Source organism: Pseudomonas sp. FP198 (genome assembly GCF_030687895.1).
Taxonomy (GTDB): Bacteria; Pseudomonadota; Gammaproteobacteria; order Pseudomonadales; family Pseudomonadaceae; genus Aquipseudomonas.
Map to the genome: position 1 here is coordinate 2,265,746 of NZ_CP117452.1, position 14,886 is coordinate 2,280,631.

The following is a 14,886-nucleotide window of genomic DNA, read 5'->3' on the forward strand; positions in this document are numbered from 1 at the left end:
CGCTAACAGGAGCAATGCATGCGCTTTTCAGCCTTGACCCAACGCATCACCGGCGACGGCGCCGCCGCCTGGCAGATCCATGACCGGGCGCTGGCCATGCGCGAACAGGGCAGGGGGGTGCTGTTGCTGTCGGTGGGCGATCCGGATTTCGATACGCCACCGGCCATTGTCGAGGCCGCCGTCGCCAGCCTGCGGGCGGGGGACACGCATTATTCGGATACCCGTGGCCTGCATGCGTTGCGCGCCAGCATCGCCCGGCGCCACCAGCAACGTTGCGGCCAACCGGTGGGCGCCGGGCACGTCACGGTGCTGCCCGGCGCCCAGTGTGCGGTCTTCGCGGTCGCGCAGTGCCTGCTCGACCCTGGCGACGAGGTGATTGTCGCTGAACCGATGTACGTCACCTACGAAGCGGTCTTTGGCGTCTGCGGGGCAAAAGTGGTCCCGGTGGCGGTGCGTCCGGAAAACGCTTTTCGGGTAGAGCCGGCCGACGTGGCCCGGCTGATCACGCCGCGTACCCGCGCGATGCTGCTCAACAGCCCCAACAATCCCTCCGGCGCCAGCCTGCCGCTGGCCACCTGGCAAGCGTTGGCGCAACTGTGCATCGAGCATGACCTGTGGCTGATCAGCGATGAGGTCTACAGCGACTTGCTCTACGACGGCGAACATATCAGCCCGGCCAGCCTGCCGGGCATGGCCGAGCGCACCGCCACCCTCAACAGCCTGTCCAAATCCCACGCCATGACAGGCTGGCGCATCGGCTGGGCCATCGGCCCCGAGTCCCTGGCCGGGCATCTGGCCAACCTGTCGCTGTGCATGTTGTTCGGCCTGCCGGACTTCGTCCAGCGCGCCGCCCAGGTGGCCCTTGAGCGGGATCTGCCTGAAGTGGCGCGGATGCGCGAGGAATATCGCCAGCGCCGTGACCTGGTGTGCGCGGCGCTGGAGGGGCGTGCGGGCCTCAGGCCGGTACGGCCCGATGGCGGCATGTTCGTGATGGTCGACGTGCGCCAGACCGGCCTCGCCGCCCAGGCATTTGCCGAGCGCCTGCTCGACGGCCATGGCGTGTCGGTGCTGGCGGGCGAGGCGTTCGGGCCGAGCGCGGCGGGGCATATCCGGATCGGCTTGGTGGTCGATCAGATGCAATTGGCGGATGCGTGCCGGCGGATCGTCGAGTGTGCGGCGGCCTTGCAGCAGGTCGATTGGTGAAGTTTTGTAGAAGCTGTGTGAAATTGTGTAAGGGTTTTGCTCGACGGTGATCGCGGACGTATATCCTTGGTGGCTTGAGATTTCTTGCGCCTGTGGGACCGCTATCGCGAGCAAGCTCGCTCCCACAGGGGTTTCGGTATGCAGCAAAACCCTGTGGGAGCGAGCCTGCTCGCGATGAGGCCCGCCCAGATGCCACCGTATTTTCTGGACCACCCCATGCCCAACATCCTCCTCGTCGAAGACGACGCCGCCCTTTGCGAACTGATCTCCAGCTACCTGGAGCGCAACGGCTATCAGGTCAGCGTCCTCAATCGTGGCGATCACGTCCGTGAGCGGGCGCGGGCCAATCCGCCGGACCTGGTGATCCTCGACCTGATGCTGCCGGGCCTGGATGGCTTGCAGGTCTGCCGTCTGCTGCGCGCCGATTCGGCGACCCTGCCGATTCTGATGCTCACCGCTCGGGATGACAGCCACGACCAGGTGCTGGGCCTGGAAATGGGCGCCGATGACTACGTCACCAAGCCCTGCGAGCCGCGGGTATTGCTGGCGCGGGTACGCACCCTGCTGCGGCGCAGTAGCCTCACCGAACCGCAAACGGTCAACGACCGTATTGTCATGGGCAATCTGTGCATCGATCTGTCCGAGCGCACCGTTACCTGGCGCGGGCAGCCGGTGGAGCTGTCCAGCGGCGAGTACAACCTGCTGGTGGTGCTGGCCCGGCATTCCGGCGAGGTGCTCAGCCGCGACCAGATTTTGCAGCGCTTGCGCGGCATCGAATTCAACGGCACCGATCGCTCGGTGGACGTGGCCATTTCCAAATTGCGGCGCAAATTCGACGACAACGCCGGCGAGGCGCGCAAGATCAAGACCGTGTGGGGCAAGGGTTACCTGTTCAGCCGTTCCGAGTGGGAATGCTGATCGATGTGGAAACTGCTGATTCGCCTCTATCTTGTGACCATCGTCTCCTACAGCGCGGCGATCTACCTGATGCCGGAACTGGTGATCCGCCTGTTCCATGAGCGCTTCCAGACTTACAACCTCGACTATTCCCGTGGCCTGCAAACCTTGATGGCCAAGCAGTTTCGCGCCGTGCCCAGCGCGCAATGGCCGGCGCTGGCGGCGCAGATGGACAAGGAGTTCGAGCCGCTGCGCATCGAGCTCGCCGCCACCGATGATGCGGGTTTCACCGCCGCCGAGCAGGCGCGTCTGCAGCGTGGTGAGAATGTGGTGCGCATCGGCGACTGGGGTTGGCGAACCCTGGCGGCCGCGCCGCTGGATGGGCGCACCGCGGTCAAGATGATCGTTCCCCCGGATCCGGCGGATGTCAGCTGGCTGTACTGGAGCATCAACGTGCTGATCGGCGCGACGATGCTCGGCTGTCTGCTGCTCTGGCTGCGGCCGCACTGGCGCGACCTGGAGCGGCTCAAGCGCACCGCCGAGCGTTTCGGCAAGGGCCACCTGGGGGAGCGCACGCACATCGCGCCGCGCTCCAACATTGGCAGCCTGGCCCATGTTTTCGACACCATGGCGGGCGATATCGAGAACCTGCTCAATCAGCAGCGCGACCTGCTCAACGCCGTATCCCATGAGCTGCGCACGCCTTTGACCCGGCTCGATTTCGGCCTGGCACTGGCCTTGTCCGAGGATCTGCCTGCGCCCAGCCGCGAGCGTCTGCAAGGGTTGGTGGCGCACATTCGTGAGTTGGATGAGTTGGTGCTGGAGCTGTTGTCCTATAGCCGTCTGCAGAACCCTGAGCGCCTGCCGGAGCGGGTCGAAGTGCCGCTGGACGAGTTCATCGACAGCATCCTCGGCAGCCTCGATGAAGATCTGGCGGCGCCGGAGGTGGTCATCGACGTTTTGCTGCACGGGGCGCTGGAGCGTTTCGAGCTCGACCCGCGCCTCACCGCCCGGGCGTTGCAGAACCTGCTGCGCAATGCGATGCGCTATTGCGAAAAGCGCATCCAGGTGGGGGTGCTGGTCAGCGAGCAAGGCTGCGAAATCTGGGTCGACGATGACGGCATCGGCATTCCCGACAGCGAGCGTGAGCGGGTATTCGAGCCGTTCTACCGGCTGGACCGCAGTAGGGATCGCGCCACGGGCGGCTTCGGCCTCGGCCTGGCGATCAGCCGTCGCGCCCTGCAAGCCCAGGGCGGCACCCTGACGGTCGAAGCCTCGCCGCTGGGCGGGGCACGCTTCCGGCTCTGGCTACCGCCAACATGCTGATCACCTCCCGCTGGGCCACAAAGTGGCCCCCCTTCAGCCAAACAACCCCGCCGCAATATTGATCGAAAACCCCAGGATCGCCGTGTTGAACACAAACCCGATCAACGACTGCGCCAACACGATCTTGCGCAACTGCCGCGTAGCAACACCTACGTCCGAAGTCTGCACCGCCACGCCGATGGTGAAAGAGAAGTACAAAAAGTCCCAGTAGTTCGGCGTGGTCAGTCCCTCGGCAAAACGCAGGGCGGGCTCCTTGCCGGACCAGGTGTAATACAGGCGCGCGTAGTGCACGCTGAAAATCACTCCGATCAGTAGCCATGAACCGATCACGGTCAATGCAGTGAAACCGTAATGCAGCAGCTTGCCTGCGGTTTGCAGGTCGCGGCTGCCGGCCAGTTCGAAGGTGATGGTCGCCAGGCTCGCCAAGGCCGCGATGCAGACCATCAGCAGGACCAGCCCGGCGTTCTCGTCTTCGATCTCGGCGATGCGCTTGACGTCAGGTGCCTTGGCTCGCACCGTCAGCCAGAACATCAGCGCCAGGTAGGTCCAGACCCCGACGTTCCAGCCGATCAGGACCTTGCCGATGATCGAGTCCGCAGGGATCAGCAGGCCCGCCGCCAGGCCGATGACCGTGGCGCAGGAAAGACGCGGGTGAGTGCGGGTGAGGCGGGGCATGGGAGCTCACTGTGGCGGGGGAATGCCAGGGAATCAGATCTTAGCCGAAGCCGTTCAGGCTCGGGTTCTTCTTTGCGACGACTACCGTCTTCGCGAGCAGGCTCGCTCCCACATGGATTTGTGGCTGGATCCGAGATTTTCCTCTGCACCATAACCTCTGTCGGAGCGAGCTGCTCGCGATGGCGAAGTGTCTTTCGTCGAAAATATCCCGCCGATGATGGCTTTTTGATGCTTGGTTCGTGCACCGCCGTACCAATTGTGTACAATCGCCGACTTTTCAACCAGGCATGGAAGCAGTTCGGCCTTTTGGCCACGAGAAAAATCCATGCTCATCGGCAGTTATTCCCCCGCCCTTGTTTCGATTTCCCTGTTTGTCGCGATCCTGGCGTCCTATACCGCGCTGGACCTGACCGGACGCATAACCACTGCCCAGGGTCGGGCCGTGCATTTCTGGATGGCGGGTGGTGCCTTGGCGATGGGGGTGGGCATCTGGTCCATGCATTTCATCGGCATGCTCGCATTCAGCTTGCCAGTGGAGCTTGGCTACGATGTGGCAATTACTGCGTTGTCGTTGCTGATCGCCATCCTTTCCAGCGGCTTTGCCCTCTGGCTGGTCAGCCAGCCACAACTGCGGGCCTGGCAACTGGTGTTCGGCGCGCTGGTGATGGGCACTGGGATCAGCGCCATGCACTACACCGGTATGGCGGCCTTGCGGATGCAGCCGGGGATCGATTATGACCCGGCGCTGTTCGGCGCCTCCTTGGTAATAGCCGTGGTGGCGTGCGCGGCGGCGTTATGGATCGCCTTCCACCTGCGCCAGAACACCCCGCATGTACGTCTCGCTCGCGCCGGTGCCGCCGTGGTGATGGGCGCTGCCATCGTCGGCATGCATTACACCGGCATGGCCGCGGCGCAGTTCGGCGAAGGCAGTTTCTGCGGCTCCCTGGACGGTTTGAGCGGCAAGGGCCTGGATAACCTGGTGCTGATCACCACCCTGGCGGTGCTGGCGATTGCCTTGCTGACCTCGATCCTCGACGCGCGCCTGGAAGCCCGTACCGCGGAGTTGGCCAGGTCCTTGACCCAGGCCAATCGCGAGCTGACCCAACTGGCCCTGCACGACCCCCTGACCGGCCTGCCCAACCGGGTATTGCTGGCGGATCGCATCGGCCAGGCGATGCACCGGGTGCAAGAGCAGGGCGGTTGTTTCGCCCTGATGTTCATCGACCTGGACGGCTTCAAACCGGTCAACGATGCCTTTGGCCACCACATGGGTGACCTGTTGCTGCGGGACGTCGCGCTGCGCCTGCGTGAAGACCTGCGCAGCCAGGACACCCTGGCGCGGATCGGTGGTGATGAGTTCGTCCTGCTGGTGCAACTGGCCGAGCCGGACGACGCCTTGCGCCTGGCCGCGCGTCAGGTCGGGCTGATCGGTCGCACGTTCCGGGTCGCCGAGCATGACCTGCAGATTTCCGCCAGCGTCGGCATCGCGCTGTACCCTGGCAATGGCCAGAGCGCCGATGAATTGCTGATGAATGCCGATGCGGCGATGTACCACGCCAAGGGTGCCGGCAAGAATGGCTACAGCTTTTTCGACGCCTCGATGAACAGCAACGCCCGCAGGCAACTGCAACTGCTGCAGGATTTGCGCATCGCGGTCGAACAGCGCCAGTTCAGCCTCCACTACCAGCCCAAGTTCGATGCGGCGAACGGCCGTCCGGTGGGCGCCGAAGCGCTGCTGCGCTGGCACCATCCGACCCAGGGCCTGCTGATGCCCGACACTTTCATCGACCTGGCGGAAAAGACCGGGCTGATCATCCCGATCGGCGAATGGGTGCTGAACGAAGCCTGCCGGCAGATGCGCGAATGGTACGTGTTGGGCTACACCGACTGGCGTATCGCGGTGAACCTGTCAGCGTTGCAGTTCTGCCATGCGGGCCTGGTGCAGAGCGTGGCCAAGGCATTGGAGACGCACCACCTGCCGGCCAACAGCCTGACCCTGGAAATCACCGAGACCACCGCCATGAGCGACGCGGACGCGAGCATGACGGTGCTGCAACAGCTGTCGGACATGGGTGTGGACCTGTCCATCGACGACTTCGGCACCGGTTATTCAAGCCTGATGTACCTCAAGCGCCTGCCGGCCAACGAGCTGAAGATCGACCGCGGTTTCGTGCGAGACCTTGAGCACGACAGTGACGACGCGGCTATCGTCTCGGCCATCGTCGCCCTCGGCCAGGCCTTGGGCTTGCGGATCGTTGCCGAAGGCGTGGAGACCGATGTGCAACAGGACTTCCTCACCCAGTTGGGCTGCGATTCGCTGCAGGGGTACCTGCTGGGGCATCCGCAGCCGGCCGAACACTTCCTGAGGGACATCCGTCAGGCGCGACGCGTCGAAATGGCCTGAGGCGATCGTTCAGGGAACGATCTCGAACGCGGTACTGCCCAGCCGTTCGCCATTGATCAGCAAATGGACCGCATGCCGGCCCGCGTAGTGCCGGCGGGTGGTCAGCTCGCGAATCTGCTGGGAACGGCTGAGGTTGGCAGAAGCCAGGGCGGGCAGGTCGAAGGTCTTGAGCTTGAACACTTTGGCTGACGTGCCGCCGGATGCTTTCACATAGTCGATCGCGTAATCGATCACCAGACGCTGGCTCTGTCCGGCCGTGGACCGCACCTTGAACGACAAGGTGATGGGCTCGCCCAGGCGAATCACCGCTGGCGTCACTTGCAGCTCGGAGACCTCCACCTGCGCCTTGGCACCCGCGCCGATAACCGCCAGTGCCCGCAGATTGCCTTGCTTGATCAGGCTGCGCAGGGCGTGTCGGGCAATCCAGGCGCTATGGCGATCGTGCAATGGCCAGCCTTCAATTCGCTCCAGGACCCAATCGGGATGCTGCTTGGTCACGTCGTTCAGGTGATTGGCGACGGATTTGCGCACGTACAGGCTGTCGTCGGCCTTGAGCGCATCAAGGATTCCGGCGGCGAGTTGCGGGTTGGCCTGGATCGGCTCCAGGTGAAACGACCACGGCAAGCGCGGCCGGCTGCCTTCGCTGGCAAGGCGGCGGACGTGCTCGTTGGCGTCCAGCGCCCAGTCATGCATGACTCCTAGGGTGCGCGTCAGGTCGTCGCGCAGGAAATGCCGCACGGCAAACTCAGCGGAGCCAAACCGGGTGAAATACTTGAGCGCGTCCATCGACAGCTCGAAGGTGTGCCGACCGTAGGAGGCGACATAGTGCGGCAGGAACATGCTGACGAACATGCTGTTCACACGCGGGGCCACGGCTCGCAGCACCTCCAGCGAGGCTTCGTAACTCAGCGGCAGGACCTCATGCAGGCACTCGCTGACCCGCGCCATGCGCTGCATCACCGACAAGTCAGCCAACCCGTCGTTGGCCAGGTTCAAGAACGCCTTGGCATCGAAGGCCGGGTACACCGCGCGCATTTCGCTGGCGATGTGTTCAAGGCGCGCGGCGTTGAAGATTTCCTTGAGGGCAGGGGAAGAGGTGGTGGTGCTCATGTTGGGTTCGTCCGGCGGGTGTTGGGCCAAGGCTCGCCACTATGCCATGCCAGACCCGTGGCGAGGGAGCTTGCTCCCGCTCGGCTGCGCAGCAGTCGTAAACCCGGGGAATGCGGTATAACTGAATGATCGCGTTGCCTGGATTGGGGTCGCTGCGCAACCCAGCGGGAGCAAGCTCCCTCGCCACGGGGATGCGGTTCATGGAAAAAGGAATGATTCGCCGCCAGTGCAGTCCCAGATTCAGTACCTTGGATAACTGGAGTTTTTTATGCGTAAACCAACCTTGATCGCCAGTCTGGTCCTGATCGCCGGCCTCGGAGCCTTTGGGCCCGCTGCGCAAGCGGTCGAGAAAACCGGAGACGCCCTTGAGCATTCGCCGAGCAATGGCCGCCGGCTGGTGGAAAATGACCGGGTACCGGCAGACTATCAGCGCGCGGACAGGGCCATGAAGGACTGGAAGCAGAAGAAACTCGAGCAGCCGACCGACGAGCAGCAATGGGTGCAGATCGACGACAAGTACCTGCTGATCGAAACCGTGTCCGGCGCCATCGTCAAGATCGTTCCCGCTACGCGCTAGGCCCTCAGAGCACTTCGCCCTTGTCCCACAGGTGGACCAGCTCGCCAGGTGCCCGGTCCTCGGGCACCTGCAGCACCATCTCGTCATCCTGGTCGTTCGCCCGGTAACGCACCTCGATCTGGAAATACCGCTGGTCGCCCCGACCCGGCGTGGAGGACGTGAGCGGCAGGCAGCCCTCCAGCACCGAGCAGATGCGCGAGCGCTGGTTGATATCGCACTGGGCGAATTCGATTTCCCGGGGGCGGGTCAGGGCATGGATGGCCGCCACGCCACCTTGGCGTGACAGCTTGACCACGGCTTTATCGTCAAGGTCTGGAAGGGTTTTCATCCGTTCTCCTCGTTCAGGTCGACGCCCACCTGCGCCCAGCCATCCTGCACCGCTTGCACTTCCCGCTCACCGAAACGCTGGCGGGCATGCTCGACGGTCAGGCGGGCGAACGCACTGAAGGAGGCGTCGTTGGCCAGTTGTCTGTCGCACAAGGTGTCATACCAGATTCGCCCGGCCTTTTCCCAGGCAAATCCGCCCAGGGTTGTCGCCACCAGATAAAAGGCCCGGTTGGGAATGCCCGAATTGATGTGCACGCCGCCGTTGTCTTCACGGGTGATGACGAATTCGCGCATATGCCCCGGTTGCGGGTCCTTGCCCAGCAGCGGGTCATCGTAGGCGGTGCCAGGGTTGGACATGCTACGCAGGCCGTCACCGTTGATCTTGTCGGTGAGCAGGTAGGCGCCGATCAGCCAGTCGGCCTGGTCGGCGGTCTGGCCCAATACGAATTGCTTGACCAACACGCCGAACACGTCGGAGATCGACTCGTTCAACGCCCCGGACTGGTTGGCATAGATCAGGCCGGCTTCGCTTTCGGTGACGCCATGGGCCAGTTCATGGGCCACCACGTCCAGGGAGCGGGTGAAACGCTGGAAAATCTCGCCATCACCGTCACCGAACACCATCTGCGCGCCGTTCCAGAAGGCATTCTCATAACCTTGGCCGTAATGCACGCTGCCAACCAGGGCAAAACCCTTGTTATCGATGGAATCGCGCCCGAGCACTTTCCAGAAAAATTCATAGGTGGCGCCGAGGGCGTCATACGCTTCGTCCACCGCCGGGTCGCCGCTGGCCGCCTGGCCTTCCAGGCGTACCGGCTGGCCGGGCAACTCCATGGTGTTCTGCGCGTCGTGCACGCTGCGCTGTGGATGGCCGGCCTGGCCGGGTCTGGGCAGTTTCGCCGCGGCGGGTGGATTGCTCGGCGGGCCAGGGTTGTGGCGCAGATTCCTGACGTGGGTCAGGGTGCCCAAGGCGCTGGAACGTTGCTGTTCGGAGCCATGGGCAATGATGCGATTGAGAATATAAGGCGGAATGAAACCGTGGAGCGGACGAGAGTCGATCATCAGAAGGTCCTTATCTGAAAATGCAGGGTCGATACCCATGTGAACCGAAGTGGCCGTTGCGGTTCCCCTTTGCCGCAAAAGGTTGCCTGTCGCGCGGATTTCTGCGAAAACCCCGCGCCTGGATCTCACGGGAATAACGCCATGAATGAAGAGCTGCAAATCATCGACCTGGAACCGGGCGACGGCAAAAGCGTAGTCAAAGGGGCGCTGATTACCACCCAATATCGCGGCACCCTTGAGGACGGCACCGAGTTCGATTCGTCCTACAGTCGTGGCAAGCCCTTTCAGTGCGTGATCGGCACCGGTCGCGTGATCAAGGGCTGGGATATTGGCCTGATGGGGATGAAAGTCGGCGGCAAGCGCAAGCTGCTAGTGCCGGCCCATCTGGCCTATGGTGAGCGCTCCATGGGCGCTCACATCAAGCCCGACAGCAACCTGGTTTTTGAAATCGAGTTGCTGGAAGTGCTGACCCGCGACGATTGATGGCGCCTTTTTTCATCACCGATTGCTGAACAGCGGGATGCGCCCGTTGACCGAGGGGCGATAGCACCAGCTCAACCGATCCAGGCGTGGATTGCGCTCAAGGATTGTTTCCACGGTGGCCCGCGCGATGTTCATGGCCAAGTCTTGGCCAGGGCATTCATGGCGGCCGCTGCCAAAGCTGAAACTGCGGCGGTTGGCGCGATCCAACAGCAAGGCGTCCGGTTGCGGGTTGAGCTGCGGGTCGCGGTTGGCTGAAGCCAGCAGGACCAGTACCGCATCTCCCGGCTCTAGCGCAGTGCCAAGGATTTCGCAGGGCATGGCGACGAAGCGCCGGGTGTTCTGCACCGACGGGTCGAAGCGCTGCACTTCAGCCAGCAACGCGCCGATCTGTTTGGGATCGTCCCGAACCCGCTGGTGTAAAGCGGGGTCGCGCGCTAACGCCAACAGCCCATTGCCGATCAAGCCCGCCGTGGCTTCGTAGGTTTGCGAGAGCAGGCCGATCAGGTTGGCGATCCGGCTGTCCGGGGCGGCGCCTTCAAAACCCTGGCACATGAGGCTCAGCAAGGGAGTGTCCTGTGCCTCGATCCGCTCTTGGAAAAGGCTCATCAATTGCTCGCCGGCCCGGTGCGCGGCTTCAAGCTGCTTCGCCTGGCTCAGGGGTGACAGGCAGGCGACGAAATCAGCGGTCAGTTCGCTGATCAGGCGGCTCTCCGCCGGGTTGAAGCCCAGCAATGCCGTCACCACGCTGGCCGGGCCGATGAACTGGGCCTGGTGCAGACCTTCGGCGCCCTCCCTGAGCAAGCGTGCCCTGACCAATGCCTCGACCTGGCGCGGATCGATATCCTGCAACCGCGGCGCAATCGCCGCCCTCGGACAGCGCTGCCGTTCGCCTTCGTTCATTCGCATCAGGTGTGCGAACACTTGGCCGGCGGGGCCATCGGCAATTGCCTTGGGCACCGGCTCGTCAGCAGGGCGCACATGGCAATCGGGATGATGCAGTACCGCGCACACCGCCTCGGCGCTGCTGGCGACCCAGAGTTTCAGATGCGCGTCGAAACCGAATCCTCCGTGGGCTCGCAGGCTTGCGTAGTAAGGGTAGGGATCGGTGTCAGTCGCGGCGGTGATCGGGTCCATGAAGCGCAGCCTCGTTCGTGGTGGAGAAAGTGTTGCTACTATCTCCAGTCGATGCATGGCTTGATTCGTCCGGGAGCGAAATATGAACGCAGAACACCATGATATGGGCGTGTCCCAGGTGGCCGCAGCGATTGCCGAACCGGCCCGTACCCGAATGCTCTGCGCGCTGATGGACGGCCACGCTCGTACCAGCACGGAGTTGGCGGCGATTGCCGAGGTCAGCGCTTCCACCGCCAGTGCGCACTTGGCGAAGCTCAAGGACCTCGCCTTGGTGCGTTTGCACGTCCAGGGGCGCCATCGTTACTACAGCCTCGCCGACCAGCGCGTAGCCGAGGCCCTGGAGGCGTTGATGATGATTGGCCAGGGCGCCAGGCCGACCTTCACGCCGCGCACGCCGGATCGCCTGCAGTTCGCCCGCACCTGCTACGACCATATGGCCGGTACGCTGGCGGTGCGGCTGCATGATCGCTTGCTGGAAACCGGGAGGCTGGTGGAAGTGGAGGGGTGGGGCTATCGGCTCAGTGAATCCGGCGAAGCGCTGTTTGAAGGGTTGGGCATGGACGTTTCAACACTGATGATTCAACGACGCCGGTTCGCCTGCCCATGCCTGGACTGGAGCATGCGCCGACCGCACCTGGGCGGAGCCTTGGGCGCGGCGTTGCTGCAACTGGCGATCAAGCGCAAATGGGTACGGCAGGACCTGGACAGCCGGGCCCTGACATTGACGGCCTGCGGACGCAGGGAAATGGCGGGGCGGTTCGGGGTCAATGCAGAAGTCGATGTCGTACCCACTGGCGCCATCGCGAGCAAGCTCGCTCCCACCGTGGGCCTGAGGTGAATCCAGGATTTCTGGACACCGGCAATCCCTGTGGGAGCGAGCCTGCTCGCGAAGGGGCCTGCACATTCAACATATCTGCAAGCTGACCCAGCGCTTTCGCGAGCAGGCTCGCTCCACAAACGCTCGCTGCTACCGAGATGTACGGGTCAGACTTTGACGATCCAGCCCGCTGGCGCTTCCACGTCGCCGGTCTGTACGCCGGTCAGCTCTTTGTAGAGCTTCTGGGTGATCGGGCCGACTTCGGTTTCGCTGTGGAATACATGCAGCTTGTCCTTGTAGCTGATACCACCGATCGGCGTGATCACGGCTGCGGTACCGCAGGCGCCGGCTTCCTTGAACTCCGACAGCTTGTCGATGAATACGTCGCCTTCGATCACTTCCAGGCCCAGGCGTGATTTGGCCAGTTCGATCAGCGACAGGCGGGTGATGCCCGGCAATACCGAAGGGGAGTTGGGGGTGATGAATTTGTTGTCGTGGGTGATGCCGAAGAAGTTGGCCGAGCCGACTTCCTCGATTTTCGAATGGGTCAGCGGGTCCAGGTAGATGCAGTCGGCGAAACTGGCCTTCTTGGCCTGCGAGCCGGGCATCAGGCTGGCGGCGTAGTTGCCACCGACCTTGGCCGCGCCGGTGCCTTGCGGGGCCGCGCGGTCGAAGCTGGAGATCAGGAAGTTGTGCGGGGTCAGGCCGCCCTTGAAATAGGCGCCGACCGGGATGCAGAAGATCGAGAAGATAAACTCGGGCGCGGTGCGCACGCCGATGTTGTCACCCACGCCGATCACGAACGGGCGCAGGTACAGCGCACCGCCGGTGCCATACGGCGGGATGAAGCGCTCGTTGGCGCGGACCACTTGCTTGCAGGCTTCGACGAACTGCTCGGTGTCGACATGTGGCATCAGCAGGCGGGCGCAGCTGCGTTGCATGCGGGCGGCGTTCTGGTCCGGGCGGAACAGGTTGATCGAACCGTCCTTGCAACGATAGGCCTTCAGGCCTTCGAAGCATTGCTGGCCGTAGTGCAGGGCCGTGGAACCCTCGCTGATGTGCAGCACATTGTCGTCGGTCAGGGTGCCTGCGTCCCAGGCGCCGTCGCGCCAGTGCGACAGGTAGCGCTTGTCGGTCTTGATGTAGTCAAAGCCCAGTTTGTCCCAATTGATGCTCTCGTTACCCATGACACCCTCTATTTCCTGACAACCGTCGAAACGGTTCAAGGCTTCTGACGTTTTTTAATGGGGACAACAATACTTCATTCCGGGGGTGTTTCGCAGCCTGAGAGATAGGCAACAGGCAGATTTTCTGCCGACTGCCCGTGGCGAGGGAGCTTGCTCCCGCTCGGCTGCGAAGCAGTCGTAACCCGGTCAACGCGGTGTGACTTAAAGATTTCTACATCGGGATTGGGGCCGCTTCGCAGCCCAGCGGGAGCAAGCTCCCTCGCCACGGGTGAAACCCATACCTGCAGTGCACCGCATGCCTATAGATGCAACGCATGCCCCAATGCCCGCAACGCCGCTTCCTGCACGGCCTCGCCCAGCGTCGGGTGGGCGTGGATGGTGCTGGCGATGTCTTCCAGCCGTGCGCCCATTTCCAGGGATTGGCCAAACGCCGTGGACAACTCCGACACGCCGACACCGACGGCTTGCCAGCCGATTATCAGATGATTGTCCCGGCGCGCCACGACCCGGACGAAACCGCTTTTCGATTCCAGAGTCATGGCCCGGCCATTGGCGGCGAACGGGAAGCTCGACACGATGCAATCGACCCCGGCGGCCTTGGCCTCGTCCGGCGTCTTGCCGACCACGACCACCTCCGGATCGGTAAAGCACACTGCCGCGATGGCCGTCGGGTTGAATTCCCGATGCTGGCCGGCAATCAGCTCGGCGACCATTTCGCCCTGGGCCATGGCCCGGTGGGCGAGCATCGGTTCGCCGCTCAGGTCACCGATGGCCCAGACATTGCGCATGCTGGTCTGGCACCGGTTGTCGATTTTCAGCGCCGAGCCGTTCATCGCCAGGTCCAGCGTATCGAGGTTCCAACCCTGGGTGTTGGGCTTGCGTCCGACCGCCACCAGCACGCGGTCGGTCGCCAGGTTCAGCGTGTCGCCGTTGGGATCGCGCACTTGCAAGGTGCTGGCCTGGGCATCGAAGCCTTCGACGCTGTGCTTGAGGTACAGCTTCACGCCCAGTTGCTTGAGCGCCTCGTGCACCGGTTGCGTCAGCTCGCCGTCGTAGGCTGGCAGGATCCGTTCCTGGGCCTCGACCACGCTCACTTCGGCGCCCAACTTGCGATAGGCGATGCCCAGCTCCAGACCGATGTAGCCGCCGCCGACCACCACCAGATGCTTGGGCACCGAGGTGGGGGCGAGGGCTTCGGTGGACGAGACGATCGGCCCGCCAATCGGCAACATCGGCAGCTCGACACTTTTCGAGCCGGTGGCCAGCAGCAGGTGTTCGCACTGGATGCGGGTGTCACCGACGTCAACGGTCTTGCCATCGATCACTTTGGCCCAGCCCTGAATGACCTGGACTTTGTGCTTTTTCAGCAACGCGGCGACGCCGGTGGTCAGGCGATCGACGATGCCATCCTTCCATTCCACGCTCTTGCCGATGTCCAGGCTCGGCGCCGCCACGGTGATGCCCAAGGCCGAGCCCTGGCTGTGATGGCGGGTCTGGTGGAACTGCTCGGCCACATGGATCAACGCCTTGGACGGAATGCAGCCGATATTCAGGCAAGTACCGCCCAGAGCCTGGCCTTCCACCAGGATCGTTTCAATGCCCAGTTGGCCGGCGCGAATCGCCGCCACGTAACCGCCAGGACCGCCGCCGATAATCAGCAGCTTGGTGTTCAGAGTGTGCATTG

Annotated in this window: 14 protein-coding genes; 7 read left to right on the forward strand and 7 right to left on the reverse strand. The window is 63.3% G+C overall.

Going from position 1 to position 14,886, the window contains the following annotated elements; translation table 11 throughout:
- The first annotated feature begins 18 nt into the window (after positions 1 to 18).
- From PSH78_RS10540 to PSH78_RS10550, 3 genes are all read left to right on the forward strand, one after another.
- The gene (locus PSH78_RS10540) at positions 19 to 1,203 is read left to right on the forward strand and encodes a pyridoxal phosphate-dependent aminotransferase (RefSeq protein WP_305500299.1); all 1,185 of its coding nucleotides are present in this window, start codon (positions 19 to 21) and stop codon (positions 1,201 to 1,203) included.
- Positions 1,204 to 1,419: 216 nt separating this feature from the next.
- A complete protein-coding gene (locus PSH78_RS10545) occupies positions 1,420 to 2,121 on the forward strand; it encodes a response regulator transcription factor (RefSeq protein ID WP_305500301.1) in 702 nt (233 codons plus the stop codon).
- Between the two features lie 3 nt (positions 2,122 to 2,124).
- Positions 2,125 to 3,426 (forward strand): ATP-binding protein, encoded by a 1,302-nt coding sequence (locus PSH78_RS10550; RefSeq protein ID WP_305500303.1) that lies wholly within the window; start codon positions 2,125 to 2,127, stop codon positions 3,424 to 3,426.
- A 33-nt stretch (positions 3,427 to 3,459) separates the two neighbouring features.
- On the opposite strand, the gene PSH78_RS10555 is transcribed toward PSH78_RS10550, so the two are convergent.
- Positions 3,460 to 4,101, reverse strand: coding sequence for a DUF1345 domain-containing protein (locus PSH78_RS10555; RefSeq protein WP_305500305.1), 642 nt, complete (start codon positions 4,099 to 4,101; stop codon positions 3,460 to 3,462).
- 325 nt (positions 4,102 to 4,426) lie between these two features.
- On the opposite strand from PSH78_RS10555, the gene PSH78_RS10560 reads away from it, so the two are divergent.
- Positions 4,427 to 6,505, forward strand: a complete 2,079-nt coding sequence (locus PSH78_RS10560; RefSeq protein WP_305500306.1) for a bifunctional diguanylate cyclase/phosphodiesterase — start codon at positions 4,427 to 4,429, stop codon at positions 6,503 to 6,505.
- Positions 6,506 to 6,514: 9 nt separating this feature from the next.
- Here PSH78_RS10560 and PSH78_RS10565 read toward each other — a convergent pair whose 3' ends face one another.
- A complete protein-coding gene (locus PSH78_RS10565) occupies positions 6,515 to 7,615 on the reverse strand; it encodes a DNA alkylation repair protein (RefSeq protein WP_305500307.1) in 1,101 nt (366 codons plus the stop codon).
- Positions 7,616 to 7,883: 268 nt separating this feature from the next.
- Here PSH78_RS10565 and PSH78_RS10570 point away from each other — a divergent pair, with 268 nt between their 5' ends.
- Positions 7,884 to 8,192, forward strand: coding sequence for an RcnB family protein (locus tag PSH78_RS10570; protein ID WP_305500308.1), 309 nt, complete (start codon positions 7,884 to 7,886; stop codon positions 8,190 to 8,192).
- Positions 8,193 to 8,196: 4 nt separating this feature from the next.
- Here the strand turns inward: PSH78_RS10570 and PSH78_RS10575 are convergent, their stop codons facing one another.
- Together PSH78_RS10575 and PSH78_RS10580 are read right to left on the reverse strand one after the other, a co-directional pair.
- Positions 8,197 to 8,520: a protealysin inhibitor emfourin gene (locus tag PSH78_RS10575; protein ID WP_305500309.1), complete on the reverse strand. Its 324-nt coding sequence runs from the start codon at positions 8,518 to 8,520 to the stop codon at positions 8,197 to 8,199.
- Positions 8,517 to 9,581, reverse strand: coding sequence for a M4 family metallopeptidase (locus tag PSH78_RS10580; protein WP_305500311.1), 1,065 nt, complete (start codon positions 9,579 to 9,581; stop codon positions 8,517 to 8,519). Before PSH78_RS10580 ends, PSH78_RS10575 begins: the two co-directional genes overlap by 4 nt.
- Before the next feature lie 141 nt (positions 9,582 to 9,722).
- Here PSH78_RS10580 and PSH78_RS10585 point away from each other — a divergent pair, with 141 nt between their 5' ends.
- Positions 9,723 to 10,064, forward strand: a complete 342-nt coding sequence (locus PSH78_RS10585; RefSeq protein WP_305500313.1) for an FKBP-type peptidyl-prolyl cis-trans isomerase — start codon at positions 9,723 to 9,725, stop codon at positions 10,062 to 10,064.
- A gap of 15 nt (positions 10,065 to 10,079) precedes the next feature.
- On the opposite strand, the gene PSH78_RS10590 is transcribed toward PSH78_RS10585, so the two are convergent.
- Positions 10,080 to 11,198: a cytochrome P450 gene (locus tag PSH78_RS10590; protein ID WP_305500315.1), complete on the reverse strand. Its 1,119-nt coding sequence runs from the start codon at positions 11,196 to 11,198 to the stop codon at positions 10,080 to 10,082.
- Between the two features lie 82 nt (positions 11,199 to 11,280).
- Here PSH78_RS10590 and PSH78_RS10595 point away from each other — a divergent pair, with 82 nt between their 5' ends.
- Positions 11,281 to 12,036, forward strand: a complete 756-nt coding sequence (locus PSH78_RS10595) for a helix-turn-helix transcriptional regulator (RefSeq protein ID WP_305500316.1) — start codon at positions 11,281 to 11,283, stop codon at positions 12,034 to 12,036.
- A gap of 146 nt (positions 12,037 to 12,182) precedes the next feature.
- Here PSH78_RS10595 and PSH78_RS10600 read toward each other — a convergent pair whose 3' ends face one another.
- The gene (locus tag PSH78_RS10600; protein ID WP_305500317.1) at positions 12,183 to 13,202 is read right to left on the reverse strand and encodes a branched-chain amino acid aminotransferase; all 1,020 of its coding nucleotides are present in this window, start codon (positions 13,200 to 13,202) and stop codon (positions 12,183 to 12,185) included.
- 299 nt (positions 13,203 to 13,501) lie between these two features.
- Positions 13,502 to 14,884, reverse strand: coding sequence for a dihydrolipoyl dehydrogenase (gene lpdA / locus PSH78_RS10605; protein WP_305500318.1), 1,383 nt, complete (start codon positions 14,882 to 14,884; stop codon positions 13,502 to 13,504).
- Between the last annotated feature and the right edge of the window lie 2 nt (positions 14,885 to 14,886).